The following is a 26,927-nucleotide window of genomic DNA, read 5'->3' on the forward strand; positions in this document are numbered from 1 at the left end:
TCGCGGTGTCATTCAAGCGGTTTCGGAGGCCCAGAGACTGCGGGAGCCCTGACTGCCATAGAGCTCGCGGGCCTCGCGCGGGGTGATTGTCGAAAGCTGCTGAGGCGCAGCGGAATACGCGTGCGACGCGAAGATCTGACCCGTCATCGGCGCGATGAACGGCGCGGCATGGATCAGTACCCAGTTGTCGCGGCGGGCGGCCACCCACGCGATCACCTTCGCCGGAATACGCACTCCCACATCGACAATGCGCGGCAGGTTGAACCGCCCGAGCTTGCGCATCCACATCGGCAGCGTGGGAATCGTCGCCAACGACAGCAGCCGACCACCGAGCGCGAACTTCCACCCCTTACTCGGCGGCGTCCACAGCAGGTAATGCATGGCCTGCACCGCCCGCTCGGTCACGCACAACCGCGGCCGAACGCGTTCGAAATAGGCCTGCACGCCCTCGCGATTGCGCGGCACCTCCGACGGCTTGCAGGTCTGCAGCTCGGCCGCGATCGCGCACTCGGCCCAGTACCGATCCTCCTGCTCGGGACTGAGCCGACCGGGCCCGTACATCTCGTAGGCCTTGAGCACCGAATGCCATCCCGTGAGGTGGATCCACAGCTGGGTTTCGGGGCTGTTGGCGCTGTACCGCTTGCCGCTGATCGGTTCGATGCCCGTCATCGGCGCGTGCACCTGCATCAGGTGTTCGGCGGCCTGGATGGCGGTGCGGCCGTCGCCCAGCGCGACCAGCACGAAGTAGGCCAGCGTGTGGTCCAGTCGGGTGGCGGGGTTGTCGTAGATGCCCTGTGAATCGGCGACCGCGGCGGTCAGGAAGGGGTCGAAGTGTTCGAGGGTGACCGCGCGCTGGAAGCCGATCAGCGCGGTCGGCGACGCCCACACCTTCCAGCTGGGGGAGTCGGGCCCGAAGAACCCGTAGTCGTCGCGGCGCAGGGTAGACGCATCGAATGCCATGGCACGTGCTCCTTTGCAAGTGAATACAACACCACCGTAGCAATGGTGCGAGTTGAATACAACGGTTGCGTAGGATTTGTGGGAGCGGATCGGCCGCGGGGTATCGTCCAGGGGAGGAAAGGCAGGTGGGCGCGTGACCGCGACGCAGGATCAACGACCGCGACGCCGCTATGCCCCGCGTCTGCCGCCGCAGGAACGCCGTGCGCAACTGCTCGACGCCGCGTTCACCGTGCTGGGTCGCATGGAACTGCACGAGCTGAGCATGGAAGCCGTCGCGCAGGAGGCCGGCGTCGGAAAACCGGTGCTGTACACGGTGTTCTCCACGCGCGCCGAACTGGTGGAAGCGCTGCTGGAACGCGAACGCGAGCGCGGGCTGGAGCAGATCGCCGACACGCTGCCCGAAGACCTGCTCGGCGCCGACCCGGTGACCGCCGCGTCGTCGACGGTGGAAGCGTTCGTCGGTGTGGCACTGGCGAATCCGACGCGCTGGCGCCTGATTCTCGCAACGCCCGCGAGCGCGCCCGACGAATACCGTGCGGCCCTTCGTGCTGCGCGCACCGACATCTTGGAACGCGCGGAAGCGCTTGTCCGCATGGGTGTTTCGCTGTCACCGCGCTGGTCGGACATGGACGCCGAACTGCTGGCGAACTCGGTGCTCACCGTCGCGGAAATGCTGGGTCGACTGGCCGTCAACGACCCGGAACAGTATCCGCGCGAACGACTTCAGGAATATGTCCGCTCGATCGTCACCCTGCTGACCGGGTCGTGAAACTCAGCGGTTCTCCCGCGCCAACCGCATCGTCTCGGTGAGCAACTTCGACACCGCGGCCGCCTCGGTGAGGAACCCGTCGTGCCCGTCGCGCGAATGCACGATCTCCAAACCCGCACAGCCGGGCAGACCTTCGGCCAGCTCGGCCTGAGTGTTCAACGGGTACAGGCGATCCGAGTCGACCCCGCCGACCACACAGGGCACCGGAGTCGAGGCGAGCGCGGCAGCGACACCGCCGCGGCCACGACCCACATCGTGTCGGTTCATCGCTTCACTGAGCAGCACATACGTCGCCGGATCGAAACGCTGACACAGCTTTTCGGCCTGATGCTCGAGGTAGCTCTGCACCGCGTAACGGCCGCCGGTCCACGGATCCTCGTCGCCCTGGGCGCGATTGGTGAACCGGTGATCGAGTTCGCCGTCGGTGCGGTAGGTCAGGTGCGCGATGCGGCGAGCCAGCCCCATCCCGGTCATCGGCGCGCGGCCGGTGCCGTGATAGTTGCCGCCCTGCCAATCCGGGTCGGCGGTGATCACGGCCATCTGGGTGGTCTGGGTGCCGATCTGATCCGCGGTCGCACGCGCGCCCACGGCCAGGATGAGCGCCGCCGAAACCCGTTCGGGCGCACCGACGATCCACTCGAGCACCCGCATGCCGCCCATCGAACCGCCGACCACTGCGCCGAGGCGCTCGATCCCCAGCGCATCGAACAACTGCATCTCGGCGCGCACCTGATCGCGGATGTTCAACGCGGGAAACCGTGCGCCCCAAGGCTTTCCGTCGGGCGCCAGTGAGGACGGGCCGGTGCTGCCCTTGCAGCCGCCCAGCACGTTGGTGGCGATCACGCACCACTGGTCGGTGTCGATCGGCGCGCCGGGCCCGACCATGCCCTCCCACCAGCCGGGTGCCCCGTCGGGCCCACCGACGACATGCGAGTCGCCGGTGAGCGCGTGTTCCACGAGCACCACATTGTCCAGCGCGGGCGACAGCTGCCCCCAGCGCTGCACCGCCAGCCGCGCATCGGGGATCACGGCGCCGTTCTCCAGCGTCACGTCTCCGATGGCGACCACGCCGACTCGCCCGTCCGGCGGTGGCAGCAGGTCCACTCCGGTTCCGGGCGCGGCGATCGGCGATTCGGTGCTCACAGTCACGTCGTCGCCGCCGCGAACCCGACCCGCAGGTCGGCCAGAATGTCGTCGATACCCTCGATGCCCACCGCGAGCCGGACCAAGCCGGGGGTGACGCCGGCCGCCAACTGCTCGTCGGGCGTCAACTGCGAGTGCGTGGTCGACGCCGGGTGGATCACCAGAGAACGCACATCTCCGATGTTAGCCACATGGCTGTGCAGGCTGAGCGCGTCGACGAACTTCTTGCCCGCATCGACACCGCCCGCCAGCTCGAACGCCACGATCGCACCCGCGCCCTTGGGTGCCAACTGCTTGGCCCGCGCGTACCAGGGCGAGGACTCGAGACCGGCGTAATGCACGGCGTCCACACCCGGCTGCTGGGCGACGAACTTCGCCACGGCTTCGGCATTGCTGACATGCCGTTCCACCCGCAAACTCAGCGTCTCGATGCCCTGCGCGATGAGGAACGCGTTGAACGGCGACACCGCCGCGCCCAGATCGCGCAGCAACTGCACGCGCGCCTTCAACGCGAACGCGGGCGCGCCCAGATCGGCGAACACCGCACCGTGGTAGCTCGGATCGGCCTCGGTGAAGCCGGGGAAGCGCGAGTTGCCGTCGGCATCGCGCACGGTCCAGTCGAAGGTGCCACCGTCCACGATCACGCCCGCCACGGCCGCACCGTGTCCACCTAGGTACTTCGTCGCGGAGTGCACGACGATGTCGGCGCCGTGCTGAAGCGGCTGGATCAGGTACGGGGTGGCGACGGTGTTGTCGACGATCAGCGGAACGCCGTTGTCGTGCGCGACACCGGCGATGCCGGGAATGTCGAGCACCGCGCTGCTGGGGTTGGCGATGGTCTCGCCGTAGAACGCTTTGGTGTTGGGCCGCACGGCCGCCTGCCACTGCGTCAGGTCATCGGGGTCCTCGACGAACGAGACCGTGATGCCCAGCTTGGGCAGCGAGTAGTGGAACAGGTTGTACGTGCCGCCGTAGAGATGCGGGCTGGACACGATGTGGTCGCCCGCGCTTGCCAGGTTCAGGATCGCGTACGTCTCCGCGGCCTGGCCCGACGCCACCAGCAGCGCCGCGACGCCACCTTCCAGCGCGGCCACCCGCTGCTCCACCGCGTCCTGGGTGGGGTTCATGATCCGGGTGTAGATGTTGCCCGGTTCGGCCAGACCGAACAGCGCCGCCGCGTGATCGGTGTCGCGGAACGTGTACGAGGTGGTCTGGTAGATCGGCAGCGCCCGCGCGTTGGTGCTCGCGTCGGGGGACTGGCCGGAGTGGATCTGCTTGGTCTCGAACGACCAGTTCTCGGGCAGGGAGGTGTCGGTCATGTCGTGCTCCAGTGGGTGTTCGCCGGGGATCTCGTCAACTGGGTCGGATCGTCGGACAACAACACATGGGGGGCCTCCTGCAACGCGCGCTTGCTCTCGACTTTCGAGAGCCCGGTCATCACCCGGAGCACCCCACCGCAGCTGGAGGGTTGCCGACCAGCGAGCCGGGGCTTGACGCTGGCACTCATGACCTTGCCGTCATGTTAACCGGACATCGCACGCACGCGGAAACTTCCCCCGCATTTCCCGCCGAAGATCACTGCGGTGGCGGTGTGGCAGGCGCTGGCGTGTCGTTGGTGGCCGGTGCGCGGGGAGCGCGGGCGGGTCGCGACGACCGATGGGTAAGCTGGATGCCCAGCAGGGGGAAACGAGGTATGGCCGGGTGCCTCGCGCGCGTATCGCACAGTTCGCCCTCCCCTCGCGGTGAGGTGACCGGTAGCAGTACGCTCGTCATGTTTGCACCAAGAGTTTGCATAACGATGTCACGCGACCAACGCGCGGCATATACGGTTTGTTGGAATAGCTGGGGTCCGCTCACAAGCGTGTTCGCCTGGCCGTGCAATAAAAGGGCACCCACCGAGGAGGACACGAAGATCCATGTCCAAGATCAAGGTTGAAGGCACCGTTGTAGAGCTCGACGGCGACGAGATGACCCGGATCATCTGGCAGTTCATCAAGGACAAGCTGATCCATCCCTATCTCGACGTGAACCTCGAGTACTACGACCTCGGTATCGAGTACCGCGACAAGACAGATGACCAGGTCACGATCGACGCGGCCAACGCCATCAAGAAGTACGGCGTGGGCGTCAAGTGCGCCACCATCACCCCCGACGAAGCGCGGGTGGAGGAGTTCGGCCTCAAGAAGATGTGGCGCTCGCCCAACGGCACCATCCGAAACATTCTGGGTGGCACCATCTTCCGCGCGCCGATCATCATCTCCAACGTGCCCCGCCTGGTGCCCGGCTGGACCAAGCCGATCATCATCGGCCGCCACGCGTTCGGCGACCAGTACCGCGCCACCGACTTCAAGGTCTACGAGGCGGGCACCGTCACGCTGACCTTCACGCCCGAAGACGGCAGCGAGCCGATCGTGCACGAGGTCGTGAAGATGCCCGAAGACGGCGGCGTCGTCATGGGTATGTACAACTTCAAGAAGTCCATCGAGGACTTCGCGCGGGCCTCGTTCAACTACGGCCTGCAGCAGAACTACCCGGTGTACCTCTCCACGAAGAACACCATCCTCAAGGCCTACGACGGCATGTTCAAAGACACCTTCGAGGAAGTCTTCGACGCCGAGTTCAAGGCCGAGTTCGACGCGGCGGGCCTGACCTACGAGCACCGCCTCATCGACGACATGGTCGCCTCCTCCATGAAATGGGAGGGCGGCTACGTCTGGGCCTGCAAGAACTACGACGGCGACGTGCAGTCCGACACCGTGGCGCAGGGCTTCGGCTCGCTGGGCCTGATGACCTCGGTGCTGCTCACGCCCGACGGCCGTACCTGTGAAGCGGAGGCCGCACACGGCACCGTCACCCGGCACTTCCGTCAGCACCAGCAGGGCAAGCCCACCTCGACCAACCCGATCGCGTCGATCTTCGCGTGGACGCGTGGGCTCGAGCACCGCGGCAAGCTGGACAACACCCCCGAGGTGATCGGCTTCGCCCAGGCGCTCGAGGATGTGGTCATCAAGACCGTCGAGGGCGGTCAGATGACGAAGGACCTCGCTGCGCTCGTGGGCGGGGACCAGGGTTACTTGAGCACCGAGGAGTTCCTCGGTGCGCTCGATGTGAACCTGGCTCGCGCTCTGAAGTGAGTCCCGGTCCGTAACTATGGACCTGCACGGCCGTGAAAGGCGCTCGCATCGAATCCGATGCGAGCGCTTTTTTGTGCCTGTACCCGGCCGGTCAGTCCACGGTGGGCCAACTCACGCTGGTCTCGGGTAGCGAATAGGTACGGATCGTCGTTGCATGGAAGCGTGCCTACTTCCATCGCCGCCCCTGAACGTCTCGACGAGCCACGTACCAACTGGCACGTCCCGGCGATGCTCGCGTTGGCGCTGGGTGGGTTCGGGATCGGGACCACCGAGTTCGTGACCATGGGGTTGCTGCCCGATATCGCGCGGGCCTTCGAGATCTCCGAGCCGTCCGCCGGGCACGCCGTGTCGGCCTACGCGCTGGGGGTTGTCGTCGGCGCGCCGCTGATCGCCGCGTTGTGTGCGCGAGTGGCGCGCAAGAAACTGCTGATCGTGTTGATGATGGCGTTCACCGTCGGCAATATCGGCACCGTGCTCGCGCCGACCTTCGGCACGCTCGTGCTCGCCCGTTTCGTCTCCGGCCTGCCGCACGGCGCGTACTTCGGCGTCGCCTCCCTGGCCGCCGCCACGCTCGCTCCCGTCGGACAGCGAGCCAAGGCGGTAGCCGCGGTGATGCTCGGGCTCAGCGTCGCCAACGTGATCGGCGTTCCCGGCGCGACCTGGCTCGGCCAACACTTCGGCTGGCGTGACGCCTACGTGGTCGTCGCCGTGATCGGCATGGCGACCGTGGCCGCCCTGTGGCGCTACGTCCCCGCTCTGACCGGCATGAAACTCACCAACCCGATGACCGAACTCGGCGCCCTGCGACGCCCGCAGGTACTGCTCACCCTGGCCGTGGGCGCGATCGGCTTCGGCGGCATGTTCGCCGTGTACACCTACATCGCCACCACCATGACCGACGTCGCCGGTATGCCGTTGGGCGCGGTCCCGATCGTGTTGGCCCTGTTCGGCCTCGGCATGATCGTGGGCAATATCGGCGGCGGCATCCTCGCGGACCGCGGCGTCGACCGTTCGATCTTCGTAGCCATGATCGCGATGGTGGTGATCCTGGCAGGCTTCGTCCTGGCCGCCCACAACCCCATCACCGCCTCGATCGGCGCGTTCCTCGTGGGAGCCTCCGGCGCCGCCCTGGCCCCCGGCCTCCAAACCCGCCTCATGGACGTAGCCGCCGACGCCCAAACCCTCGCCGCCACCCTCAACCACGCCGCCCTCAACATCGCCAACGCCGCAGGCGCCTGGCTGGGCGGCCTCGTCATCGCCGCAGGCCTGGGCTACACCGCCCCCGCCATGATCGGCGCCCTCCTCGCCGTAGCGGGCGTGCTCCTGTTCACCTTGACGGTGTTCCTGCAACGCCGCAGTACAACGCACTGACCGCCTGGTTGAGGACGTCAACCCGTGGCCGGGCGGGCCCAGCCGACGCTGAGTTGAACCGCCCGTTGCCAGCGTTCGTATTCCTCGTCGCGGAGGGCGCGGTCGGGCGCGGGGTTCCATTGGGCGGCTACGCGCCAATTGTGGCGTAGGCCTTGGAGATCGGGCCAGTAGCCGACGGCTAGGCCTGCTGCGTAGGCAGCGCCGAGGGAGACTGTTTCGGTGACCAGGGGGCGCAGGACGGGGGTGTCCAGGACGTCGGCGATCATTTGCATGAGCAGGTTGTTGGACGCCATTCCGCCTGCTACGCGCAGGGATTGGGCTTTCAGGCCCGCGTCGGCGTTCATCGCTTCGACCACGTCGCGGGTCTGCCAGGCGGTGGCTTCCAGGACGGCGCGGGCCAGGTGGCCCTTGGTGACGTAGGACGTGAGGCCGATGAGCAGGCCGCGGGCGTCGCTGCGCCAGTGGGGGGCGTAGAGGCCGGAGAAGGCGGGGACCAGGTAGCAGCCGCCGTTGTCGTCGACTGTGCTTGCGAGAGTTTCGATTTCGGGGGCGGTGGCGATCAGGCCGACGATGTCGCGCAGCCACTGGACCAGCGAACCGGTGACCGCGATGGGCCCTTCGAGCGCGTAGACCGGTTCGGGGCCGACCTGGTAGCCGATGGTGGTGAGCAGGCCGTGGGTGGAGCGGATCAGTTCGGTGCCGGTGTTCATCATGAGGAAGCCGCCGGTGCCGTACGTGCATTCGGTTTCCCCTGGGGCGAAACAGGTTTGGCCGAACAGGGCCGCGTGCTGGTCGCCGAGGGCGGCGCCGATCCGGACGCCGGGCACGACGGTGCGGGCGATGCCGAAATCGCCGGTGCAGGGTTCGATGCGGGGGAGCATGGCGCGGGGAATGTCGAAGAACCGCAACAGTTCCTCGTCCCACTGCCGCGTGGCCAGGTTCATCAGCAGGGTGCGGCCCGCGTTGGTCACATCGGTGACGTGCTCGCCGGTGAGGTTCCAGATGAGCCAGGATTCCATGGTGCCGAACAGGACGTCACCACGTTCGGCTTTGGCCCGTAGCCCTTCGACATTGTCGAGTAACCAGCGCAGGCGAGGTGCGGCGAAGTAGGTGGCCAGCGGCAGACCGCTGAGTTCCGGAACACGCTGCGCCCCAGGTTGTTTCCGCAGTTCCTCGACGAGTTCCTCGGTGCGCACGTCCTGCCAGACGATCGCCAACCGCACCGGCAACCCGGTGTTGCGATCCCACACGACCGTGGTCTCGCGCTGATTGGCGATCCCTAGCGCGGCCACCTGGTCGACGGTGATCCCGGCATCGCGCAGGGCCGCGGGCACGATCCGCTCGACGGTGCGCCAGATCTCGAGCGCGTCCTGCTCCACCCATCCCGACCTGGGGTAATGCTGGCGGTGGGTCCGCTGCGCCATACCGGCCAGCCGGGCGTGCTGGTCGAAGACGATGCAGCGGGTCGAGGTGGTGCCCTGATCGATGGCGAGTACGAAGTGGTGCGTCATCGGCGCTCGCTCTCGTCGTCGGTGCGGTTCCTCGCGCCACGCTGGTTCGCCACGGCACAGTGGTTCATCGCGACACGCTGGTCCGCTGCAGCACAGTGCCGCTGGTTCATTGCGCCACGCTGAGGTCGCGATGGATCGCCGCCGCGGCAGCGAGCACCTGCTCGACCAGGGCGGGCCGGATGCGTAACTGGTTGTCGCACAGTCGATCCGTGGGACCGGCGACGCCCAGCGAGGCGACCACCAGACCGCCCCTGGCGCGAATCGGCGCGGCGATCCCCGCTTCGTCGGGATGGAATTCCCCGACTTCGCCAGCCCAGCCGGTCCGCCGCACCTGCGCGACCACCCGGTCGAGCTCAGCCGGATCGTCGATCGTGCGACGGGTGAAGCGTTCCAGCGCACCGGGTTTCGCCGCCACGTCATAGGCGAGCAACACCCGCCCCAGCGCGGTGGCGTGCGCGGGCACCACCTCGCCCACCGTCAGCTCCTGCTCGGTGTTGTCGGGCCGGAACACGTGGTGGATCACCGTGATTCGCCCCTCGCGCGCCACGGCGATGCGCACCGATTCCCCGGATCGGGAGGCGAGCGCGTCGGCCCGGTGGATCGCCCGCGAACGCAACTCGTTCACATCGAGCCGGTCGGTGCCGAGCTCGCCGATCGCGGGGCCGAGGAGGTATTTGCCGGTGTTCTCGTCCTGGCTGACGAACCCGACCCCGAGCAAGGTCCGCAGAATGCCGTGCGCGGTCGGTTTGGCCAGGTCCAGCGCGGCCGCGATCTCGCCGACGGCCAGCGGTCCCGGTCCGCGCGCGAGCAAACGCAGCACCGCGGCGGCGCGTTCGATCGACTGGATCGGACCGGGCATGGCCCCGAACCTACCACCGTTCAGCATTGTCGAACGGTAGGCATGGCGTGCCCCCGCTGCGGTTCCTAGCGTGGATTTCGGGCCCAGAGCCCGCACGACGGACTCAACGGTGAGGTCCGGGAAGGACGAGCAGATGAACCGATATGTGGGCGCGATCGACCAGGGCACGACCTCGACGCGATTCATGGTCTTCGATCACGATGGCGCCGTGGTGGCCCGCCATCAGCTCGAACATTCCCAGATCATGCCGCGCCCCGGCTGGGTCGAACACAATCCGGACGAGATCTGGGAACGCACCCGCACCGTGGTCAAGACCGCGCTGTCGCTGGCCGATCTCACCGCCGACGACCTCGCCGCCATCGGCGTCACCAACCAGCGCGAGACCACCGTGGTGTGGAACCGCCGCACCGGCCGCCCGTACGGCAATGCCATCGTCTGGCAGGACACCCGCACCGACCGCATCATCGCCGACCTCGACGCCGCCGGGCACAGCGCGCTGATCCGTGAGAAGACCGGCCTGCCGCCCGCGCCGTACTTCTCCGGCGGGAAGCTGAAGTGGATCCTGGACAACATCGCGGGCGTGCGCGCCGACGCCGAGCGCGGCGACGCCCTGTTCGGCACCATGGACAGCTGGCTGATCTGGAACCTCACCGGCGGCGTGCACGTCACCGACCCCACCAATGCCTCGCGCACCATGCTGATGGACCTGGAAACCCTGGACTGGGACGACGAACTCCTCGCGATCTTCGGCATCCCGCGCGCCATGCTGCCCGCGATCGCACCGTCGTCGAACCCGGAACTGTTCGGGACGACCAAGCCCGACGGCCCGTTCAAGGGTTCGGTGCCCATCGCGGGCGTGCTCGGTGATCAGCAGGCCGCAGGTGTGGGGCAGGTGTGTTTTCAGCCCGGTGAAGCCAAGAACACTTACGGCACAGGCAATTTCCTGATGCTCAACACCGGCACCGAGATCGTCCGCTCGCACCACGGCCTGATCACCACCGTCGCCTACCAGTTCGGCGACGACAAGCCCGCCTACGCGCTGGAAGGTTCGATCGCGGTCACCGGTTCGGCGGTGCAGTGGTTGCGCGACCAGATGGGCATCATCGCCGGGGCCGCGCAGATCGAAGACCTCGCGAGTCAGGTGGCCGATTCCGGCGGCGTGTACTTCGTGCCCGCGTTCTCCGGTCTGTTCGCGCCGTACTGGCGACCCGATGCGCGCGGCGCGGTCGTCGGCCTGTCGCGCTACAGCAACAACGCCCACTTGGCCAGGGCCACACTGGAATCCATCGCCTACCAGACCCGCGACGTGGTCGAGGCCATGCAGCGCGACGCCGGTGTGCGACTGGCGACGCTGCGGGTGGACGGTGGCGTGACCGTGAACCAGCTGGCCATGCAGATCCAGGCCGACCTGCTCGGCGTCCCGGTCTCCCGGCCGGTCGTCGCCGAAACGACCGCGCTCGGCGCCGCCTACGCCGCCGGACTGGCCGTCGGCTTCTGGGGCAGCACCGACGAACTGCTCGACAACTGGTCCGAGGACGTCCGCTGGTACCCGAGCTGGTCCGACGAGCAACGCGAACACGGCTACCGCCGCTGGCTCAAGGCTGTCGAGCGAACGCTCGACTGGGCCGAAATCTGAATTACCCCAATATTTTCGAGAAGGAGATCATCGTGTCTGTGCAACTGGACCCCACCTACCGTGCGAAGGCCATCGGCATGCTCGATGCCGCCGAGGTCGACGTGCTGGTCATCGGTGGCGGCGTGACCGGCGCCGGTGCCGCGCTCGACGCTGCCTCGCGTGGCCTGTCCGTAACCCTGGTCGAGGCAAGGGATTTCGCGGCCGGCACTTCGAGCCGTTCGTCGAAACTCATCCACGGTGGCCTGCGCTACCTGGAGCAGATGGACTTTGCGCTCGTGCGTGAAGCTCTGAAAGAGCGTGGGCTGCTGCTGAATACGCTCGCACCGCACCTGGTGCACCCCGTGCCGTTCCTGTTCCCGCTGCAGCACCGGGTGTGGGAGCGCGCCTACATCGGCGCGGGCATCGCCCTCTACGACACCCTCGGTGGCGCGCGCACGGTTCCGATGCACAAGCACCTATCACGTTCGGGCGCACTGGAACTCGCGCCCGCGCTGCGGGACGACGCGATGACCGGCGCCATCCGCTACTACGACGCGCAGGTCGACGATGCCCGCCACACCATGATGATCGCCCGCACCGCCGCCGAGCGCGGTGCCACCGTCCTGACCCGTACCAAGGTGATCGGGCTGGAACGCGACGGTGAGAAGGTCGTCGGCGCGCGTGTGATCGACCTGGAAACCGGTCTGGCCCACACCATTCGAGCGCGCACGGTGATCAGCGCGACCGGCGTGTGGACCGATGACATGATCAAGATGACCGGCGTCGACTTCCCCTTCCATGTGCAGATGTCCAAGGGCGTGCACATCCTCGTGCCGCGCGACCGGCTGGACATGCACACCGGCATGATCATGCGCACCGAGAAGTCGGTCCTGTTCGTGATCCCGTGGGCCGAGCACTGGATCATCGGCACCACCGACACCGAATGGTCCCTGGACAAGAACCACCCCACGGCCACCGCCGCCGACGTGCAGTACATCCTCGATCACGTCAATTCGCTGCTGCGCGAACCGCTTACGCGCGCCGACATCGTCGGCACCTACGCCGGGCTGCGTCCGCTGATGACCGGTGCGACGAAGGAGACCGCGAAGCTGTCGCGGGAACACGCCGTCGCCGAGCCCGCGCCGGGCCTGTTCGTGATCGCCGGCGGCAAATACACCACCTACCGGGTGATGGCCGCCGATGTCGTCGATGCCGCCGCCGCACGGCTGGGTGGTGAGGTGCCCGCGTCGTCGACCGCGCAGCTGCCCGTCGTCGGCGCGGAAGGCTACTTCGACATGCTGGCCGAGGTGAACACCCTGGCGGTGTCGCAGCGACTGCCGGTCGACGTGGTCGAGCACCTGCTCGGCCGGTACGGCTCGCTGAGCACCGACATCTTCGGCCTCATCGCCGCCGATCCCGCACTGCGCCAGGCGATTCCGGGCGCTTCGGACTACATCGCGGCCGAGATCGTCTACGCCGTCACCCACGAGGGCGCCCTGCACCTGGACGACATCCTCACCCGCCGCACCCGCATCTCCATCGAGGTCCCCGACCGCGGCCTGGCCGCCGCCCCGGAGATCGCCCGGCTGATCGCACCCCTGCTCGGCTGGACCGAGGAGACCGCCAACGCCGAGATCAACCGCTACTACGACCGCGTGCACGCCGAACTCGCCGCCAACGAGGCAGGCGACGACGCGGCCGCCAACGAGGCAAGGCTGGTCGCCGCCCGCTGACCCGCGCCGAGCGAACGGCCGCGGCGTCACCCGTCAACGGAACGGGCGGCGCCGCGGCCCTGCACTGGCTAGCGTAGGTACATGGAATCGCGAATCACCCTCCGACGAATCACGGCGCAGTCGTGAGCCGGGGCACCATCCTGATCACCGGCGCCAGCTCCGGGCTCGGCGCCGAGATGGCCCGCCAGTTCGCCACCCTGGGCTATGACCTGGGCATTTGCGCACGCAGGACCGAGCGGCTCGACGAATTGCGCGCCGAAATCGTTGCCGCACACCCCGATCGCGTGGTCTCGGTGAAGCAACTCGACGTCACCGATGACGCCGCCGTGTTCACCGTCTTCGACGAGTTCGCCGACGAACTCGGCACCATCGACCGGGTGATCGTCAACGCGGGCCTCGGTAAGGGCGCGCCGTTGGGGACCGGGCTGCACAAGGCCAATCGCGAGACCGTGATGGTGAATTTCGTTGCCGCCCTTGCCCAGAGCGAGGCAGCGTTGAAGATCTTCCGTGCGCAGGGCCGCGGTCACCTGGTGATGATCTCGTCTTTGTCCGCCGTGCGCGGCATGCCCAAACAACTCACCACCTACGCGGCCACCAAGACGGGCGTCGCGGCGCTGGCCGAAGGTGTTCGCATGGAAGCGATTCCGGGCGTCGATGTGTCGGTGATCTACCCCGGCTACATCCGTTCGGAGATGAACGATCAGGTCAAGTATCCGCCGAAGTTCATGGTGGACACCGAAACCGGCGTGCGCGCGATGGTCGCCGCGATCGAGAAGCGTCGCGCGAAGGCGTATGTGCCCGCGTGGCCGTGGGTGCCGCTGGGCTACCTGCTGCGCGCGCTACCGACCCCGATCGTCCGAAAGTTGCTCTGACCCCGCCGATGCCGCTGCACTGCACGCGGTTGGCTGATCGGTGTATATGATCCTTCCGCTGTGCTCGGGGGATTTCACCGATGGAGACCCCGCGCGTCCTTAGAGGAGGGGAAGTCCGTGAAATTCCGTATTGCGCTGTCCACCACCGTCGTTGCGGCGAGTCTGCTGCTGGCCGGCTGCCAGGAAGATCTGCCCGCGGGCAAGCCCGCCGCCACGCCGACCACCACCGCGGCCTCGAAGGCGCCTGCCACGCCGAACGCGGACGGTGTGCTGAACCCGGGTGATGTGGGCAAGTTGGAAGACGGCGTGGAGGTGTCGATCCTGAAGGTCGAGACCGCACAACTCGAGCGCCAGGGCACCGTCACGGCGTTCACGTTCCAGCTCAACAACACGTCCAAGACCGCGCTGGAATATTGGTCTGCGCCCAAGATCGTGTACGGCGAGGAAGGCACCCCCGCCGAAGCGGTGATGACCAGCGACAAGACCTTCGGGTACAGCCTGGCAGGCAAGTTGCCGCCCGGTTCCAAGCAGACCATCAAGATCGCGTACGCGGTGCCGATGGACAAGCTCAACCCCGCGGTGATCACCTCCGACAACGTGATCTGGCGCGGCGACTTCGCCAAGTTCAGCAAGAGCTGAGCCCGACCACCGAAAACGCAGCCGTGCGGCACGAAAAGTATTCGTGCCGCACGGCTTTCGCGTAGGTCTCAGTGTTGACGGGGCAGCAGGTGCTTGCCTTCGCGGTCGGTGGACAGGGCCAGCGACGAGATGTACTGGATCTCGCCTTCCGGACCGGGGACGGCCGAGGCGATCATGTCCGGGCGCTCGAATTCCATGCCGGTGACGTGGCAGGGCAGCAGGTCGTCGGCCGGGTTGCCGTGTTCGTCGAACATCGGCACGTCGATGCCGTCGTCGGTGCGACGCAGGTAGTACTTGCCCTTGGTGGCGATGGCGGTGAGCGGGGTGGCGATGAAGGCCACCAGCACCGCGACCACCGGCGAGTACGGCTTCAGCAGCTCACCGAACAGGCCGAAGAAGGTCATGATCGACAGCACCGAGGACAGTCCGAAGCCGACCAGGCCGACCGGGTTGAAGTCGTAGAGCATCCCGCGCCGGAACTCCGGCACCTTCGGTGAGATCTTCAGCAGGTATTTGTTCACCGCGATGTCAGTGGCCACGGTGACGATCCAGGCGATGCCGCAGTTGGCGTAGAAGCCCAGGATGCTGTTGAGGAAGTCGAACATGTTCGCTTCCATCAGGATCAGCGCGACGACCAGGTTCACCACCAGGAACACCAGGCGACCGGGGTAGGTCTTGGTGACGCGGGTGTAGGAGTTGGTCCAGGCCAGCGAGCCGGAGTAGGCGTTGGTGACGTTGATCTTGACCTGGCTGATGACCACCAGCACCACGGCCAGGGTCATGGCCAGCCAGCCCGGCACCATGTCGCGGTAGATTTCCAGGAACTGGTGCACCGGCTGGTTCGCGATACCCTGCGCGGCAGGCAGATTCGCGATCAAGTACACCGCGAGGAACAGGCCGACGACCTGCTTGGCCGCGCCGAACAGCACCCAGCCCGGACCTGCCAGCAGCATCCAGCCCCACCACTTCGCCCGGTTCTCCGGGGTGCGCGGCGGCATGAAACGCAGGTAGTCGATCTGCTCGGCGATCTGCGCGATCAGCGACAGACACACACCGGCGGCCAGCAGCGCGCCCGAAACACTCACGCCGCCACCGTTTTCCCCGCCGTAGGCGAAGAACGTGCCCACCGAATCGGGGTGGCCCAGCAGCAGGAACCCGAACGGCGCCACCATCAGCAGCAGCCACAGGGGAGTGGTCCACACCTGCAGTTTGGCCAGGGTGTTCATCCCGAAGATGACCAGCGGGAAGATGATGACCGTGGACAGCAGATAGCCCATCCACAGGGGAATTCCCAGGCCCAATAACAGGCCCTGCGCCATGATCGAACCTTCGAGGGCGAAGAAGATGAAGGTGAACGACGCGAACACGATATTGGTGATCACCGAGCCGTAGTAACCGAATCCGCTTCCGCGCGTGATCAAGTCGAGATCGATGTTGTAGCGCGCGGCGTAATAGGCGAGCGGGAAACCGGTGAGCATGACGACCACGGCGAAGATACCGATGCCGATCAGGGCGTTTCCGGTGCCGTGCGCGATGCCGATATTGGCGCCGATCGCGAAATCGGCCAGGTAGGCGATGCCGCCGAGGGCGGAGATTCCCACGACCGCGGGGCTCCATTTGCGGTAGCTCCGCGGGGCGAAACGCAGCGTGTAGTCCTCGAGTGTTTCTTTGGCGGCAGTATCTGCTCCGGCCATTTTCCCTCTCTCCGTCTTGCGCTGCCGCTCGATCCGGCGACTCACAGACGGTCGTTCATGGATGTAGACACGAATTTTCCGATCCGTTACGCCGCTGTTACGCACAGCCGATCGTGACGGGTGTCACCGCAATGAGCAGGTGGAAACAAGACTCGAGCCGACGCAGCGCGAATCGCCATGCGCGACAGAATGTTCGGCGAGCGACTCACACCGCGCGCAGGTGCCCCCGACTGGCGTAGATGTGCTCGGCGATCAGCGTCGCGATCCGATCCGGCGCCTCCAACATCGGCACATGCCCCACCCCGTGCACCAGGATCCGATCCGCGGATTCGGGCAATTCGCGCAGGTAGCGGGTGGCGTACACGCTGTTGGGGATGATCCGGTCGTACTCGGCCAGCAGCATCCGCACGGGCGTGTCGAGCTCGCCCAGATCATCCATGCCGGGTGCGCGCAGACTGCCCAGGATCAGCGGGATCATCACGTCGCAGTGCAGCGCGGCGGCGAGCACATTCGCCAGATCTCGTCGCGGCACCGCGCCGGTGTGCTTGGTCAACAACATCCCGGTGACCTGCTGGACCAGCGCGTTGTTGATCGCCATCCCGCCCAGACGCTTGCCGATCTCGATGAACGGCAGCATCGACGCGAACTTCATCCCGATCCTGATCTGCGTGATCGACGGCGAAGCCCATCCGCCCGCGGCCGCGATCGTGGTGAGCGTGCGAGCCCGACCGCGCCGAGCGAGTTCGAGTCCGACCCACCCGCCCAGCGAATTGCCCGCGATATGACAAGTGCGCCAACCCAATTCGTCGAGTTGATCTTCGATCTGGTCGGCCAGCGCGTACACATCCAGCGACCAGCCCTGCACCTTCGGACCACCCCAGTGTCCGGCGAACGCGGGCGCGTACACCTCGCAATGCGCGGACATGCGCTGCGCGACCTGTTCCCAGCAGTGCGGCGACAACAGGAATCCGTGCAGTAGCAGCACCGGGTCGCCGGACCCGATATGCAGTGCCGCGACGGGCGTGGGGCGGGCGGTGGACTTGGCGGTGCGTGACGTCATCGTCAATCACCCCTTCCTGGACGGCGGTGTCCGGGGGAGCATCCCTGCCTGCATTGTACGGTCGTACCGTGCCGACAATCCTCTCATCCGTGAACGTCAATGGTGTGCGTGCCGCGTCGACCAAGGGCATGCTCGCCTGGTTGGCCGCGACCGAAGCCGACATCGTCTGCCTGCAGGAGACCAGGGCGACCGACGCGCAGACCGCGGCGGCGCTGGCTCCCGCCCTGGACGCGGGCTGGGTGCTGTCGCACGCCGAGCCCGAATCCAAGGGCCGCGCCGGTGTCGGCATCCTGTCGCGGCGCGCGCCCGACGCGGTGCGCGTCGGCTTCGGCAGCGACGAGTTCGCCGAGTCGGGCCGCTATATCGAAGCCGATTTCGGGGACATCACCGCGGCCAGCGTCTACGTGCACTCCGGCGAGGCCAACACCCCCAAGCAGGACGAGAAGTATCGGTTCATGGCCGAGTTCGGCGCGTATCTGAAGTCGCGTACCGGTGAGTTCGTGGTCAGTGGCGACTGGAACATCGCGCCCGCCGAGGTCGACTTGAAGAACTGGAAGGGCAACCAGAAGTCCGCGGGCTTCCTGCCCGAGGAACGCGCCTGGATCGCCGACCTGCTCGCCGCGGGCTACGTCGACGTGGTTCGCGCCCTGCACCCCGACGTCGCGGGGCCTTACAGCTGGTGGTCCTACCGCGGCCGCGCCTTCGACAACGACTCGGGTTGGCGGATCGACTACCACCTCGCCCTGGGCGAACTGGCCGGGCGCGCCAAACAGGCCGTCGTCGAGCGCGCCGACGCCTACGACCAGCGGTGGTCCGACCACGCACCGGTTACTGTCCAGTTTCGATGAAACTCTCACGGAAGACTCTCAGCCTGCTCGGTGGACTCGTTCTCGTGTTGGCGGCCATCGGCCTCACGCTGTTCGGTGGTCGCGGTACCGACACCACCACCGCGACCAGCACGAAGCCCGTCGCCGGGATCACCACGACCCTCAGCGCGCCGAAACCTGGTCCGCCCGCGGGCAAGTCGTCGGCCGCGCCCGTCACCAAAACCGCCGGGGTGCCCGACCGCGCCTACACCACCCTCGTCGAAATCGACGCCGGTCGCTGGCCCGGTTCGGCCAACGCGCAGGGCACCAAGGGCGGCGAACAGTTCATGAACCGCGGAACCAAACTGCCGCCCAAGGATTCGGCGGGCAAGGCGGTGAGCTACCAGGAATGGGACGTCAATCCCAAGCAGCGCAACCGCGGTCGCGACGCCGAACGCATCGTCACCGGCAGCGACGGTTCCGCCTGGTACACCGGCGACCACTACGAAACCTTCACAAGGATGCGCTGATGACTTCGCGAATGACGCTGTCGCAGTTCCTCGCTCGTCCCCACGCGCAGGCGCCGGCCGCCACCGCGGCACCGGTGATCGGCGCGCTGCCGGTGGATGCCAACCAGTTCAGCGGCGTGCGCTACGACGCCCCCGCCGACTACCGTGTGCGCGAACTGCGCGGCACCAAGATGCGCACCACCGCGGAACTGTTCGACGAATTCGCCGCCGCCTTCCAGTTCCCGTACTACTTCGGCGCCAACAAGGACGCCTTCGACGAATGCCTGCGTGACCTGGACGATTTCGTCGGCGACGCCCCCGGCTACGTCGCGGTGATCCGCACCGCCGACGACCTGCTCGCCGACCAGCCCACCGAACGCGAATGGTTCGACTCCGCCATGCGCGACTGCGCTGCGTATTGGGCGCGACGCGAGGTGGCGTTCCGGGTCGTGCTGCAGGGCGACCCGGACACGTTCCATGCCGTCGCACTGTCGGACTGAACGAATCACGCTGGCCGACAACGCAACCGCTGGTTCTGATGCCACCGGAATTGACGGCTGCTCTCGCCTGATCGGTCCGCATACAGTCGGCAGCGCGCGGCTACCGAGGCCGCCGGTCAGGAGAGCACGATGAAGGCAGTAATGGTGGGCGCGAGCATCGCGGCGGCGATCATGATGTCGGGCGCGGGAGTGGCGGCCGCGCAGGCACCTGTCCACGGTGTGCAGCAGGTCGCCGGACCGTCCACCGGTTCCGGGGACCTGGGCGGTCAGCTGTATTCCCTTGTCGCCCAACTCGCCGGCGGTTCGTCGCAGCCGTGCGACGGGATCTTGCTCGATACGTGCATTCCGGTCGGCACCGCGACGCCATAAGGTCCCCTATGTGCGGTTTGTCCGGCTACGGTCGAGAGCTGATGCGTCGAGGTCCGGCGGATCGGAACGGAGTTCGACGGTGCGTTGCGCGAAGGTGATCGGTCTGGCGACCGCGGCGGCGATCGGGCTGCTACCGATGGCGGTCCCCGCGTCCGCCGCGCCGACCGACAGCACCTACGCGCCCACCATGCTGGTGCTCGACGCCTCCGGTTCGATGCTGGCCGCCGACCCCGGCGGCGGCACCAAGATGGACGCGGCGAAAACCGCGGTACGCAATTTCGTGCAGACCGCGCCCGCCGCGGCCAAGGTCGGGCTGTCGGTCTACGGCACCGGGACCGGCTCCACCGACGCGGAGAAGGCCGCCGGTTGCCGTGACGTCTCGGTGCTGGAACCGGCCGACACCATCGACAAACCCGCACTGACCACGGCCGTGGACAACATCACGCCCAGCGGCTTCACCCCGATCGGTGCGGCCTTGCGCACCGCCGCGGGCGCCCTGCCGACCGAGGGCCCGCGCTCGATCGTGCTGGTCTCCGACGGCCTGGACACCTGCTCACCACCCGATCCGTGCGAGGTCGCGCGCGAACTGCACGCCCAGGGCACCGAGATCGTCATGCACGCCATCGGTTTTGGTGTCGACGATGCCTCGCGTGCCCAGCTGACCTGCATCGCGGACACCACCGGCGGCACCTACACCGACGCCGCCGACGGCAAAACCCTCGAGCAGGTGCTGCCCCGCGTGAGCACCGCGGCGCTGCGCGAGTACGCGTCGGCGGGCACGCCCGTCGAGGGCGGCGAGGGCTATCAGAACGCCCCGGCGGTCGTGCCGGGGCAGTACCTCGACACCATCGGCCACAAGAAGCCGCGCTACTACGCCGTCGACATTCCCGAGGGCGCCACCGCCTACTTCAGCGGCACGATGTCGTTCCCGCGCGGCGAGGACCCCGTGCGTGCGAACAACAGCATGTACGTGCGCGTGTTCGGCTCGGAAGGCAAGGACTGCAACGCTTTCGAACACGCGAACGCCGTGCGATCCACCGACGGTGTGGCGCTCACGGTCACCTCGACATGGACCGGCGCGACCGAGGCGAAGGACGGCTCGTTCAACGCCGACAAGTGCAAGGGCGGCGGCCGGTACTACTTCACCGTGGAATGGGCCGGGGTCGCTGACAGCGCGCCTCCTACCTTGCCGCTGGAACTCAATATCGCCGTCGAACCCGGCGTGACCGATGCGGGCCCGGCGGCGGAACCGGCGCTCGCGCCGTTCACCGCGCCGAACAGTCCGGTCGAACCGGTGACCGGCGGCGGTTCGTTCAACGTGGCCACCGTGCTCGACGGGCCCGGCGTCTACAGCGACACCGTGCAACGCGGCGAATTCGTGTTCTACAAGGTGAAACTCGACTGGGGTCAGGGCCTGGCGTACCGGGTGCGGTTCCTCGAGACGCCCGGTCGTGGCCTGGACAACGTGTCCGTGGCCACCACCTCGCTGTACAACCCGTACCGCCACGAGGTCGCCGACGGCTTCACGTCCTACACCGGCGCGGCCGATGCCCTGCCGACCAACGAAGCAGCTTTGGCGACCCCTGAGATCCGCTATCGAAACCGCGAGTCCTCGGAAAAAGAAGTCTCCGAGAACGCCCTGGCCGGCTGGTACTACATCGCCGTGCACATGGGACCCGCCCGCCACGACCCCGGCAGCGTCCGCCCCGTCCCCATCGAACTGGACCTGGCCGTGACCGGAACACCGGAGCCGGGCCCGACCTATCAGTCGGCGCCGGGGTCCACCGCTGGTACCCCTGCTCCGAATGCCCCGGACACCGCCGCAAAACCTGCCGACGACGACAACTCCACGGTCCTGCTGGGCATCGTCGTTGCCGGATTCGCTGCTCTCGGCATCATCGTGTTCACCCTGCTACGCATGCGTCGTCGCCGATAGCCCCGCAGGCCTTCCCAGATCGCGCATTCTGGAGGATCCTGTTGCCAGATGCACTCGATGAGGAGGCGCGGCATGGCGCAGCGTGAAGCCGGATATTTCGCGGACGATTCGATGATCCGGCGGGTCATGAGCAAGCGCACGGTCGGGCTGACCTACGGACTGCGGGCCCTGGTGATCGGTGCGGTGCACCCGCTGCTGTTCGTGGGCACCAGCGAGCACACCGCCCACCGGGCAACGCCGTATACGCGCCTGGCGATCACCGGCGGGCTGTTCGAAGCGGTGTTCCTCGGCAGCAAAGCCGAGGCCGATCGGGCACTGGCCTTCACGCGGCGCAAGCACGAACGCGTGGTCGGCACCCTGCCCGAGGACGCGGGCGCCCACCACCCCGCGGGCACCGCCTATTCCGCGCACGACCCGCACCTGATGTTCATGACCATGGCGTTCACCTTCGACTCGGCCGAAGTCATGCACGACCGCCTCGTGCGCGAGCTCACTGCCACCGAACGCGAGGACCTCTACCAGGACTATGTCCGCTGGGGGGAGCTGTTCGGTATGCCGCGCGACGCCGCGCCCGCGGACTACCGGGCCTTCCGCCGCTACTTCGACAGCTACCTGCTTTCCACGCAGTTGCACCTGACCGATGAAGCCCGCCTCGTGGGCTCCTACCTCGCCGGCCACCGCAAGGCCTACCGTCTACGCGCGCCCGCCGAACAGGTCGGTTCCGCGCTATATCTGCTGGTGCAAGGCAGTCTCCCGGCGCGCATCCGGCAGATGTACGGCATCGACTGGGGCATCCCCGACGAACTCGCCCACCGCGCCCTGTGCCGCAGCATCCGCACCGCCCATATCGCACCCCCGCTGACGCCCCGCATCCTGGCGGGCACCCTCGCGGGCCGCAGCACCCCCTCCTACCAGCTGCTCGCCCGCCGCGAACAGCACATGGTCAAGACCGGCCACCCGAGCATGCCCGGTGTGGATCCGCGGAACTGGGTGCAGCGAAATACCGCTTGAGGCCCATGGAAAGATCGGGGTATGTCCAGTCCTGCCCCGGCCGCGCCGGCCGAACGTAAGCAGCGGGTGCTGTCGGGCATCCAGCCCACCAGCGACTCCTTCCATCTCGGCAACTACCTGGGCGCGCTGCAGTACTGGGTGACGATGCAGGACGAGTACGACGCCCTGTACTTCATCCCGGATATGCACGCGATCACCGTGAGCCAGGACCCCAAGGCGCTGCGCGCGCGCACCAAGTCCGCCGCCGCCCAGCTGCTCGCGCTCGGCATCGACCCGGCCAAGTCCACCCTGTTCGTGCAGAGCCAGGTGCCCGAGCACGCGGAACTATCGTGGGTGCTCAGCTGCATCACCGGTTTCGGCGAGGCCAGCCGGATGACCCAGTTCAAGGACAAGTCGGTCAAGCAGGGCGCCGACAACGCCACCGTCGGCCTGTTCACCTACCCCGTGCTCATGGCCGCGGACATCCTGCTCTACCGCCCGCACCAGGTCCCCGTCGGCGAGGACCAGCGCCAGCACCTCGAGCTGACCCGAAACTTGGCCCAGCGCTTCAACACTCGCTACAAGAAGACCTTCGTGGTGCCCGAACCGCACATCGTCAAGGGCACCGCCAAGATCTTCGACCTGCAGGACCCCACCGCCAAGATGAGCAAGTCGGCGTCCACCGACGCCGGCCTGATCAACCTGCTGGACGACCCGAAGATCACCGCCAAGAAGGTGCGCTCGGCGGTCACCGACACCGAGCGCGAAGTGCGCTACGACCCCGAGAACAAAGCGGGCGTGAGCAACCTGCTGGTGATCCTGAGCTCGCTGACCGCCACCCCGATCGTGGACCTCGAGCAGAATTTCGCCGGTAAGGGTTACGGTGATCTCAAGGCCGAGGTGGCCGACGCGCTCGTCGAATTCGTCACGCCCGTACAGAAAAAGGTGCAGGAGTACCTGTCCGATCCCGCCGAACTGGACCGGATTCTGGCCACGGGAGCCGAACGGGCGCGGGAGATCGCAGGCAACACACTTGCTCAGGTGTACGACCGGGTTGGCTTCCTCGCACGCTGAACCCGTTGCGCACCTGGGGTTTTCGCTGAAGGGGCGCGTGTCATGCAGTTGATCGACAACATCTCGACCGCCGTCGAGAAGCAGATCGGGCGAAGGCCCTGGCTGGATCACCTGGTCAGGGCCGGTGGTCGATTCCAACATCAACGCGGCGACTTCTTCGCCGCGGGCATCACGTATTTCACTGTGCTGTCACTGTTTCCGCTGCTGATGGTGGCGTTCTCGGTGGCCGGTTTCATCCTGGCCGGGCATCCCGACCTGCTCACCGAACTGCAGGCCAAAGTCGTGGAGAACATCCCCGGCTCGTTCGGCGACCAGATCAACGATCTGATCGAAAAGGCCATGGACTCCCGCGGCACGGTCGGCATCATCGGCCTGCTGGTCGGGCTCTATACCGGCCTGGGCTGGATCGCGAACCTGCGCGCCGCGCTCACCGAACAGTGGGAGAGCCAGAGCCCCGAAAAGCCTTGGTGGCAGGCCAAACTCTCCGATCTCGGTGCGCTGATCGGCCTCGGCCTCGCGTCCGTGGTGTCGCTGGGTCTGTCGGCGATCGCCGCGAGCGGGCTGGGTAAGGGCGTGCTCGACTGGCTCGGTGTCGACCATCTGCCCGGCGCGTCGCTGGTGCTGCGGCTGGTGTCGATCGCGCTCGGATTGTTGGCGTCGTGGGCGGTGTTCGCGTGGATGATCGCGCGCTTGCCACGGGAACCGGTGTCGCTGCGCAGTGCGGCGCGGGCGGCGGTGTTGGCGGCGATCGCCTTCGAGATCTTCAAGATCATCGCCGCGATCTACTTGAAGATCGTGCTGTCGAGTCCGGCGGGCGCGACTTTCGGTTCGATCATCGGTCTGATGGTGTTCACGTATACGAGCTACCGAATCCTGCTGTTCGCCACCGCATGGGCGGCGACCTCCCGCGACAACGAAGAGGCTGCCACGGTCGCGCCCCCGAACGCGGTGGTGATCCGGCCGCGCATAGTCGAGCACGGGGTGTCGACCGGGGCCGGTGCCGCCTATTTCGGCGCGGGCGCGGTTGCTGCGCTCGCCCTGATTCTGGTCGGCAAGCGGCGATAGCGCCGAAACCCCTAGTTGGACAGTCGATCACCAGGCTCTGGTGGATTTTTCTACTCGGCCGATGTTTGCGTCAGAGCCTGGTGATCGTTCGTCCAGATTCGTAAATTGGGCGTGGATCGGTGTCAGCGCCTGCGGAAGGCCCTGCGCGCCCACAGCAGCAGGCCCACGACCACCACGGGGCCACCGATCAGCGTGGCGATCCGGGCTCCTTCATGGACGGGACGGTCGCTGTCTGCTTTCGAACCGTCGGCTCGCGGGGGTGGTGAGGCCAGGGGGACGCTGGGTTCCACTGCGTCGCTGCCGGTTTCGGGGAGCTTGCCGATTCGGGCATTGCTGTCGAGGGCGAAACCGTAGTCCAGCAGGCGCGCGGCCTGCTCCCACGGGCGGATCGGGCGCACGTCGGCCTTGAGCAGGGTCACGACCAGGCGGTGACCGTCGCGTTCGGCGGCGGCGACGAAGGTCTGGCGGGCATCGTCGGTGAAACCGGTCTTGCCGCCGATCGCGCCCGCGTAGTTGTAGAGCAGCTGGTTGTCGTTGGCGATCGGGAAGCCCGGATGATCCTTGTCGCCGGGGATTTTCGGGTCGGCGGGGAAGCCGGGGAAATCGACCTGCTCGGTGTGGATCAACTCCGCGAACAGCGGGATGCTCATCGCCTCGCGGAACAGCACCGACAGGTCGTAGGCCGAGGTGCTCATGCCGGGGCCGTCGAGGCCCGACGGGGTGGCGGCGCGAGTGTCCATGGCGCGCAACGTCTTCGCGACGTCGTTCATCTTCGCCACCGCGCGCTCGTCGCCCCCGAGTTGCGTGGCGATGGCGTGCGCGGCGTCATTGCCCGAGCACATGATCAGCGCCTGCATGAGCTGACGGTTGGTGTAGCGGCCGCCGGGACCGATGCCGACCCTGGTGCCGTCGACATCGGCATCGGCCTGGGTGCCGGTGACGACTTCGTCCAGGTCCAGACTGCGCAACGCGACGATGGCCAGCGCGACCTTGATGGTGCTGGCCGGGCGATAGCGGCCGTGCGGATCCTTGGCGGCCAGCACGCGGCCGGTGTCCAGGTCGGAGACCATCCACGAGGTGGCCGAGATATCGGCGGGCAGCGGGGGTGCGCCGTCGGGCAGCACCACGCCGCAGTCGCCCATCCGTTGGCCGCCGATGGCGGGGGAGGGGACCGGCAGTGGGCTGGGCGTCGGCTCGCCCGGCGCGGGGACCTCGGAGGTGTCGACCGGGGGAGGCGGTTGGGTCCTCTGCGCGCAGTCGTCGGTGCTCGGGGTGGTGAACGGGGGTGTGGTCGTGCCGGTCGGTGGCGTGGTGTTGCCCGGTGTGGGCGGGGCGCCCGGCGCCGGTGTGCTGGTCGGCGGCCTGTCGGTGGCGGGCTGGGCGACAGCGGGAGCACCCGCGAGCACGGCGACGGTGACAGCAGCGCCAAGACAACATGCGGCGCGCACGCCGACTTCACGAATCCTCATCGCCACGCAGCTTAGCCAGCCGACACGCCCGGGCGCTTCCCGAGTCACACCCCACCGCGGGCGACGAGTTCGATCTTCGGGAAGCGGCAACCGACAACGAGCAGCGCCGCCGTTCGATGCGCCGAAACGCACCGAACGGCAAGGGTTTTCTACTTCCCGTGCTGCACGGGGCAGCCGTGCGCCAGCGGGCCCAGCAGCTTGTTGTTGTCGTAGAAGTGCTCGAGCTCGAGGATGCGCAGATCCTCGCTCACGCGCGCGATGGTCACACCGAACATCTCGATGTGCTCACCGGTGGGCGCGTGGCCCTTGTACTCGCCCTCGAACTTGCCCCAGTGCCGCCACCGGATGCTCACCGTCGGCGGGCCCGACAGCACCTCGAGGACCTCCCAGAAGAACCCGCCGGGGAAGGCGGTGTGGAAGATGTTGTGCGAGGAGTCGAAGGTCTCGTTCTCGGCGTCGTAGTACGGGTTGTCGCCGATCAGGATGTTGTAGGAGCCGATGCGAGCGAACTCCTCGGCGTCCTGCCACACCCCGCCGTTGACGCGGCCGCGGTACTGGTCGGCCACCACCGACAGCCAGGTGGCGGGGTCGGCCTTGTGCGAGACCTCCATTTCGAAGACCTTCACCAGGTCCTCGACGATGGCCTCGAGCGAACCGGGCGCGTGCTCGATGGTGCGCTCGCGCGGGATCACCTCGTGGCTGAGCTCGTAGTCGGGAACGTTGCCGCGCCATTCTTCCGGCGCCGCCGCCGCGATCACGGCTTCCCGGCCCTGCAGCCACAGTGGGGCTTCCGGCTCCGGGGTCTGCTCGGTCTGCGTATCCGTGGTGTCAACAGTCATTTTCGGTCTA

Annotated in this window: 24 protein-coding genes and 1 riboswitch; of the genes, 15 read left to right on the forward strand and 9 right to left on the reverse strand. The window is 67.2% G+C overall.

Annotated elements, in window-relative coordinates; genetic code table 11:
- Positions 1 to 12 precede the first annotated feature (12 nt).
- On the reverse strand, positions 13 to 960 hold the full coding sequence (locus ACFWU5_RS21310) for an oxygenase MpaB family protein (protein WP_379268373.1): 948 nt from the start codon (positions 958 to 960) through the stop codon (positions 13 to 15).
- Between the two features lie 133 nt (positions 961 to 1,093).
- On the opposite strand from ACFWU5_RS21310, the gene ACFWU5_RS21315 reads away from it, so the two are divergent.
- The gene (locus ACFWU5_RS21315) at positions 1,094 to 1,729 is read left to right on the forward strand and encodes a TetR/AcrR family transcriptional regulator (RefSeq protein WP_379268374.1); all 636 of its coding nucleotides are present in this window, start codon (positions 1,094 to 1,096) and stop codon (positions 1,727 to 1,729) included.
- A 3-nt stretch (positions 1,730 to 1,732) separates the two neighbouring features.
- Here ACFWU5_RS21315 and ACFWU5_RS21320 read toward each other — a convergent pair whose 3' ends face one another.
- Positions 1,733 to 2,878 carry a homoserine O-acetyltransferase gene (locus ACFWU5_RS21320; protein WP_379268375.1) on the reverse strand — a complete coding sequence of 382 codons (1,146 nt, stop codon included), beginning with the start codon at positions 2,876 to 2,878 and terminating at the stop codon, positions 1,733 to 1,735.
- Positions 2,875 to 4,191: a bifunctional o-acetylhomoserine/o-acetylserine sulfhydrylase gene (locus ACFWU5_RS21325; protein ID WP_379268376.1), complete on the reverse strand. Its 1,317-nt coding sequence runs from the start codon at positions 4,189 to 4,191 to the stop codon at positions 2,875 to 2,877. The genes ACFWU5_RS21320 and ACFWU5_RS21325 overlap by 4 nt, the downstream gene beginning before the upstream one ends.
- Positions 4,192 to 4,272: 81 nt before the next feature.
- Positions 4,273 to 4,383, reverse strand: a riboswitch (SAM riboswitch).
- 405 nt (positions 4,384 to 4,788) lie between these two features.
- Here ACFWU5_RS21325 and ACFWU5_RS21330 point away from each other — a divergent pair.
- Positions 4,789 to 6,006, forward strand: a complete 1,218-nt coding sequence (locus ACFWU5_RS21330) for an NADP-dependent isocitrate dehydrogenase (RefSeq protein ID WP_379247107.1) — start codon at positions 4,789 to 4,791, stop codon at positions 6,004 to 6,006.
- Positions 6,007 to 6,180: 174 nt separating this feature from the next.
- The gene (locus ACFWU5_RS21335) at positions 6,181 to 7,377 is read left to right on the forward strand and encodes an MFS transporter (protein WP_379247203.1); all 1,197 of its coding nucleotides are present in this window, start codon (positions 6,181 to 6,183) and stop codon (positions 7,375 to 7,377) included.
- A gap of 17 nt (positions 7,378 to 7,394) precedes the next feature.
- Here the strand turns inward: ACFWU5_RS21335 and glpK (ACFWU5_RS21340) are convergent, their stop codons facing one another.
- Both glpK (ACFWU5_RS21340) and ACFWU5_RS21345 read right to left on the reverse strand, forming a co-directional pair.
- The gene (glpK, locus tag ACFWU5_RS21340; RefSeq protein ID WP_379268377.1) at positions 7,395 to 8,888 is read right to left on the reverse strand and encodes a glycerol kinase GlpK; all 1,494 of its coding nucleotides are present in this window, start codon (positions 8,886 to 8,888) and stop codon (positions 7,395 to 7,397) included.
- Between the two features lie 106 nt (positions 8,889 to 8,994).
- Complete coding sequence (locus ACFWU5_RS21345; protein ID WP_379268378.1) at positions 8,995 to 9,747, reverse strand: IclR family transcriptional regulator; 753 nt, start codon at positions 9,745 to 9,747, stop codon at positions 8,995 to 8,997.
- A gap of 133 nt (positions 9,748 to 9,880) precedes the next feature.
- On the opposite strand from ACFWU5_RS21345, the gene glpK (ACFWU5_RS21350) reads away from it, so the two are divergent.
- The 4 genes from glpK (ACFWU5_RS21350) to ACFWU5_RS21365 all read left to right on the forward strand — a co-directional run bounded on the left by glpK (ACFWU5_RS21350) (position 9,881) and on the right by ACFWU5_RS21365 (position 14,606).
- Positions 9,881 to 11,383 (forward strand): glycerol kinase GlpK, encoded by a 1,503-nt coding sequence (glpK, locus tag ACFWU5_RS21350; protein ID WP_379268379.1) that lies wholly within the window; start codon positions 9,881 to 9,883, stop codon positions 11,381 to 11,383.
- Between the two features lie 77 nt (positions 11,384 to 11,460).
- Complete coding sequence (gene glpD, locus ACFWU5_RS21355; RefSeq protein ID WP_379268419.1) at positions 11,461 to 13,095, forward strand: glycerol-3-phosphate dehydrogenase; 1,635 nt, start codon at positions 11,461 to 11,463, stop codon at positions 13,093 to 13,095.
- A 122-nt stretch (positions 13,096 to 13,217) separates the two neighbouring features.
- Positions 13,218 to 13,967: an SDR family oxidoreductase gene (locus ACFWU5_RS21360; RefSeq protein WP_379268380.1), complete on the forward strand. Its 750-nt coding sequence runs from the start codon at positions 13,218 to 13,220 to the stop codon at positions 13,965 to 13,967.
- Positions 13,968 to 14,084: 117 nt separating this feature from the next.
- A complete protein-coding gene (locus tag ACFWU5_RS21365) occupies positions 14,085 to 14,606 on the forward strand; it encodes a hypothetical protein (protein ID WP_379247117.1) in 522 nt (173 codons plus the stop codon).
- Positions 14,607 to 14,674: 68 nt separating this feature from the next.
- Here the strand turns inward: ACFWU5_RS21365 and ACFWU5_RS21370 are convergent, their stop codons facing one another.
- Positions 14,675 to 16,300: a purine-cytosine permease family protein gene (locus ACFWU5_RS21370; protein ID WP_379268381.1), complete on the reverse strand. Its 1,626-nt coding sequence runs from the start codon at positions 16,298 to 16,300 to the stop codon at positions 14,675 to 14,677.
- A 205-nt stretch (positions 16,301 to 16,505) separates the two neighbouring features.
- Positions 16,506 to 17,360 carry an alpha/beta fold hydrolase gene (locus ACFWU5_RS21375; protein WP_379268382.1) on the reverse strand — a complete coding sequence of 285 codons (855 nt, stop codon included), beginning with the start codon at positions 17,358 to 17,360 and terminating at the stop codon, positions 16,506 to 16,508.
- An 89-nt stretch (positions 17,361 to 17,449) separates the two neighbouring features.
- Between ACFWU5_RS21375 and ACFWU5_RS21380 the strand changes: the two genes are divergently transcribed.
- The 8 genes from ACFWU5_RS21380 to yhjD all read left to right on the forward strand — a co-directional run bounded on the left by ACFWU5_RS21380 (position 17,450) and on the right by yhjD (position 24,609).
- A complete protein-coding gene (locus ACFWU5_RS21380; protein ID WP_379268383.1) occupies positions 17,450 to 18,208 on the forward strand; it encodes an exodeoxyribonuclease III in 759 nt (252 codons plus the stop codon).
- Positions 18,205 to 18,696, forward strand: a complete 492-nt coding sequence (locus ACFWU5_RS21385; RefSeq protein ID WP_379268384.1) for a ribonuclease domain-containing protein — start codon at positions 18,205 to 18,207, stop codon at positions 18,694 to 18,696. Before ACFWU5_RS21380 ends, ACFWU5_RS21385 begins: the two co-directional genes overlap by 4 nt.
- Positions 18,696 to 19,175, forward strand: a complete 480-nt coding sequence (locus ACFWU5_RS21390) for a barstar family protein (RefSeq protein ID WP_379268385.1) — start codon at positions 18,696 to 18,698, stop codon at positions 19,173 to 19,175. Before ACFWU5_RS21385 ends, ACFWU5_RS21390 begins: the two co-directional genes overlap by 1 nt.
- A 129-nt stretch (positions 19,176 to 19,304) precedes the next feature.
- Positions 19,305 to 19,544, forward strand: coding sequence for a hypothetical protein (locus tag ACFWU5_RS21395; protein ID WP_379268386.1), 240 nt, complete (start codon positions 19,305 to 19,307; stop codon positions 19,542 to 19,544).
- 79 nt (positions 19,545 to 19,623) lie between these two features.
- On the forward strand, positions 19,624 to 21,480 hold the full coding sequence (locus tag ACFWU5_RS21400; protein WP_379268387.1) for a VWA domain-containing protein: 1,857 nt from the start codon (positions 19,624 to 19,626) through the stop codon (positions 21,478 to 21,480).
- A 72-nt stretch (positions 21,481 to 21,552) separates the two neighbouring features.
- The gene (locus ACFWU5_RS21405) at positions 21,553 to 22,491 is read left to right on the forward strand and encodes an oxygenase MpaB family protein (protein WP_379268388.1); all 939 of its coding nucleotides are present in this window, start codon (positions 21,553 to 21,555) and stop codon (positions 22,489 to 22,491) included.
- A 21-nt stretch (positions 22,492 to 22,512) separates the two neighbouring features.
- Positions 22,513 to 23,544 carry a tryptophan--tRNA ligase gene (gene trpS, locus ACFWU5_RS21410; RefSeq protein ID WP_379268389.1) on the forward strand — a complete coding sequence of 344 codons (1,032 nt, stop codon included), beginning with the start codon at positions 22,513 to 22,515 and terminating at the stop codon, positions 23,542 to 23,544.
- A gap of 42 nt (positions 23,545 to 23,586) precedes the next feature.
- Positions 23,587 to 24,609 (forward strand): inner membrane protein YhjD, encoded by a 1,023-nt coding sequence (yhjD, locus tag ACFWU5_RS21415; protein WP_379247136.1) that lies wholly within the window; start codon positions 23,587 to 23,589, stop codon positions 24,607 to 24,609.
- A 122-nt stretch (positions 24,610 to 24,731) separates the two neighbouring features.
- Here the strand turns inward: yhjD and ACFWU5_RS21420 are convergent, their stop codons facing one another.
- A complete protein-coding gene (locus ACFWU5_RS21420) occupies positions 24,732 to 26,078 on the reverse strand; it encodes a D-alanyl-D-alanine carboxypeptidase family protein (RefSeq protein WP_379268390.1) in 1,347 nt (448 codons plus the stop codon).
- Positions 26,079 to 26,227: 149 nt separating this feature from the next.
- Entirely contained in the window at positions 26,228 to 26,917 is a 690-nt protein-coding gene (locus ACFWU5_RS21425; RefSeq protein WP_379247140.1) for a SnoaL-like polyketide cyclase, read from the reverse strand.
- Between the last annotated feature and the right edge of the window lie 10 nt (positions 26,918 to 26,927).

The organism is Nocardia sp. NPDC058640, from assembly GCF_042716995.1.
GTDB lineage: Bacteria > Actinomycetota > Actinomycetes > Mycobacteriales > Mycobacteriaceae > Nocardia.

Coding starts and splice junctions, on each gene's coding strand:
- ACFWU5_RS21325 (WP_379268376.1), bottom strand. CDS start 4,191: ATGACCGACACCTCCCTGCCCGAGAACTGGTCGTTCGAGACCAAGCAG.
- yhjD (WP_379247136.1), top strand. CDS start 23,587: ATGCAGTTGATCGACAACATCTCGACCGCCGTCGAGAAGCAGATCGGG.
- ACFWU5_RS21420 (WP_379268390.1), bottom strand. CDS start 26,078: ATGAGGATTCGTGAAGTCGGCGTGCGCGCCGCATGTTGTCTTGGCGCT.
- ACFWU5_RS21395 (WP_379268386.1), top strand. CDS start 19,305: ATGAAGGCAGTAATGGTGGGCGCGAGCATCGCGGCGGCGATCATGATG.
- glpK (WP_379268379.1), top strand. CDS start 9,881: ATGAACCGATATGTGGGCGCGATCGACCAGGGCACGACCTCGACGCGA.
- glpK (WP_379268377.1), bottom strand. CDS start 8,888: ATGACGCACCACTTCGTACTCGCCATCGATCAGGGCACCACCTCGACC.
- glpD (WP_379268419.1), top strand. CDS start 11,461: ATGCTCGATGCCGCCGAGGTCGACGTGCTGGTCATCGGTGGCGGCGTG.
- ACFWU5_RS21345 (WP_379268378.1), bottom strand. CDS start 9,747: ATGCCCGGTCCGATCCAGTCGATCGAACGCGCCGCCGCGGTGCTGCGT.
- ACFWU5_RS21310 (WP_379268373.1), bottom strand. CDS start 960: ATGGCATTCGATGCGTCTACCCTGCGCCGCGACGACTACGGGTTCTTC.
- ACFWU5_RS21405 (WP_379268388.1), top strand. CDS start 21,553: ATGGCGCAGCGTGAAGCCGGATATTTCGCGGACGATTCGATGATCCGG.
- ACFWU5_RS21375 (WP_379268382.1), bottom strand. CDS start 17,360: ATGACGTCACGCACCGCCAAGTCCACCGCCCGCCCCACGCCCGTCGCG.
- ACFWU5_RS21385 (WP_379268384.1), top strand. CDS start 18,205: ATGAAACTCTCACGGAAGACTCTCAGCCTGCTCGGTGGACTCGTTCTC.
- ACFWU5_RS21390 (WP_379268385.1), top strand. CDS start 18,696: ATGACTTCGCGAATGACGCTGTCGCAGTTCCTCGCTCGTCCCCACGCG.
- trpS (WP_379268389.1), top strand. CDS start 22,513: ATGTCCAGTCCTGCCCCGGCCGCGCCGGCCGAACGTAAGCAGCGGGTG.
- ACFWU5_RS21330 (WP_379247107.1), top strand. CDS start 4,789: ATGTCCAAGATCAAGGTTGAAGGCACCGTTGTAGAGCTCGACGGCGAC.
- ACFWU5_RS21425 (WP_379247140.1), bottom strand. CDS start 26,917: ATGACTGTTGACACCACGGATACGCAGACCGAGCAGACCCCGGAGCCG.
- ACFWU5_RS21370 (WP_379268381.1), bottom strand. CDS start 16,300: ATGGCCGGAGCAGATACTGCCGCCAAAGAAACACTCGAGGACTACACG.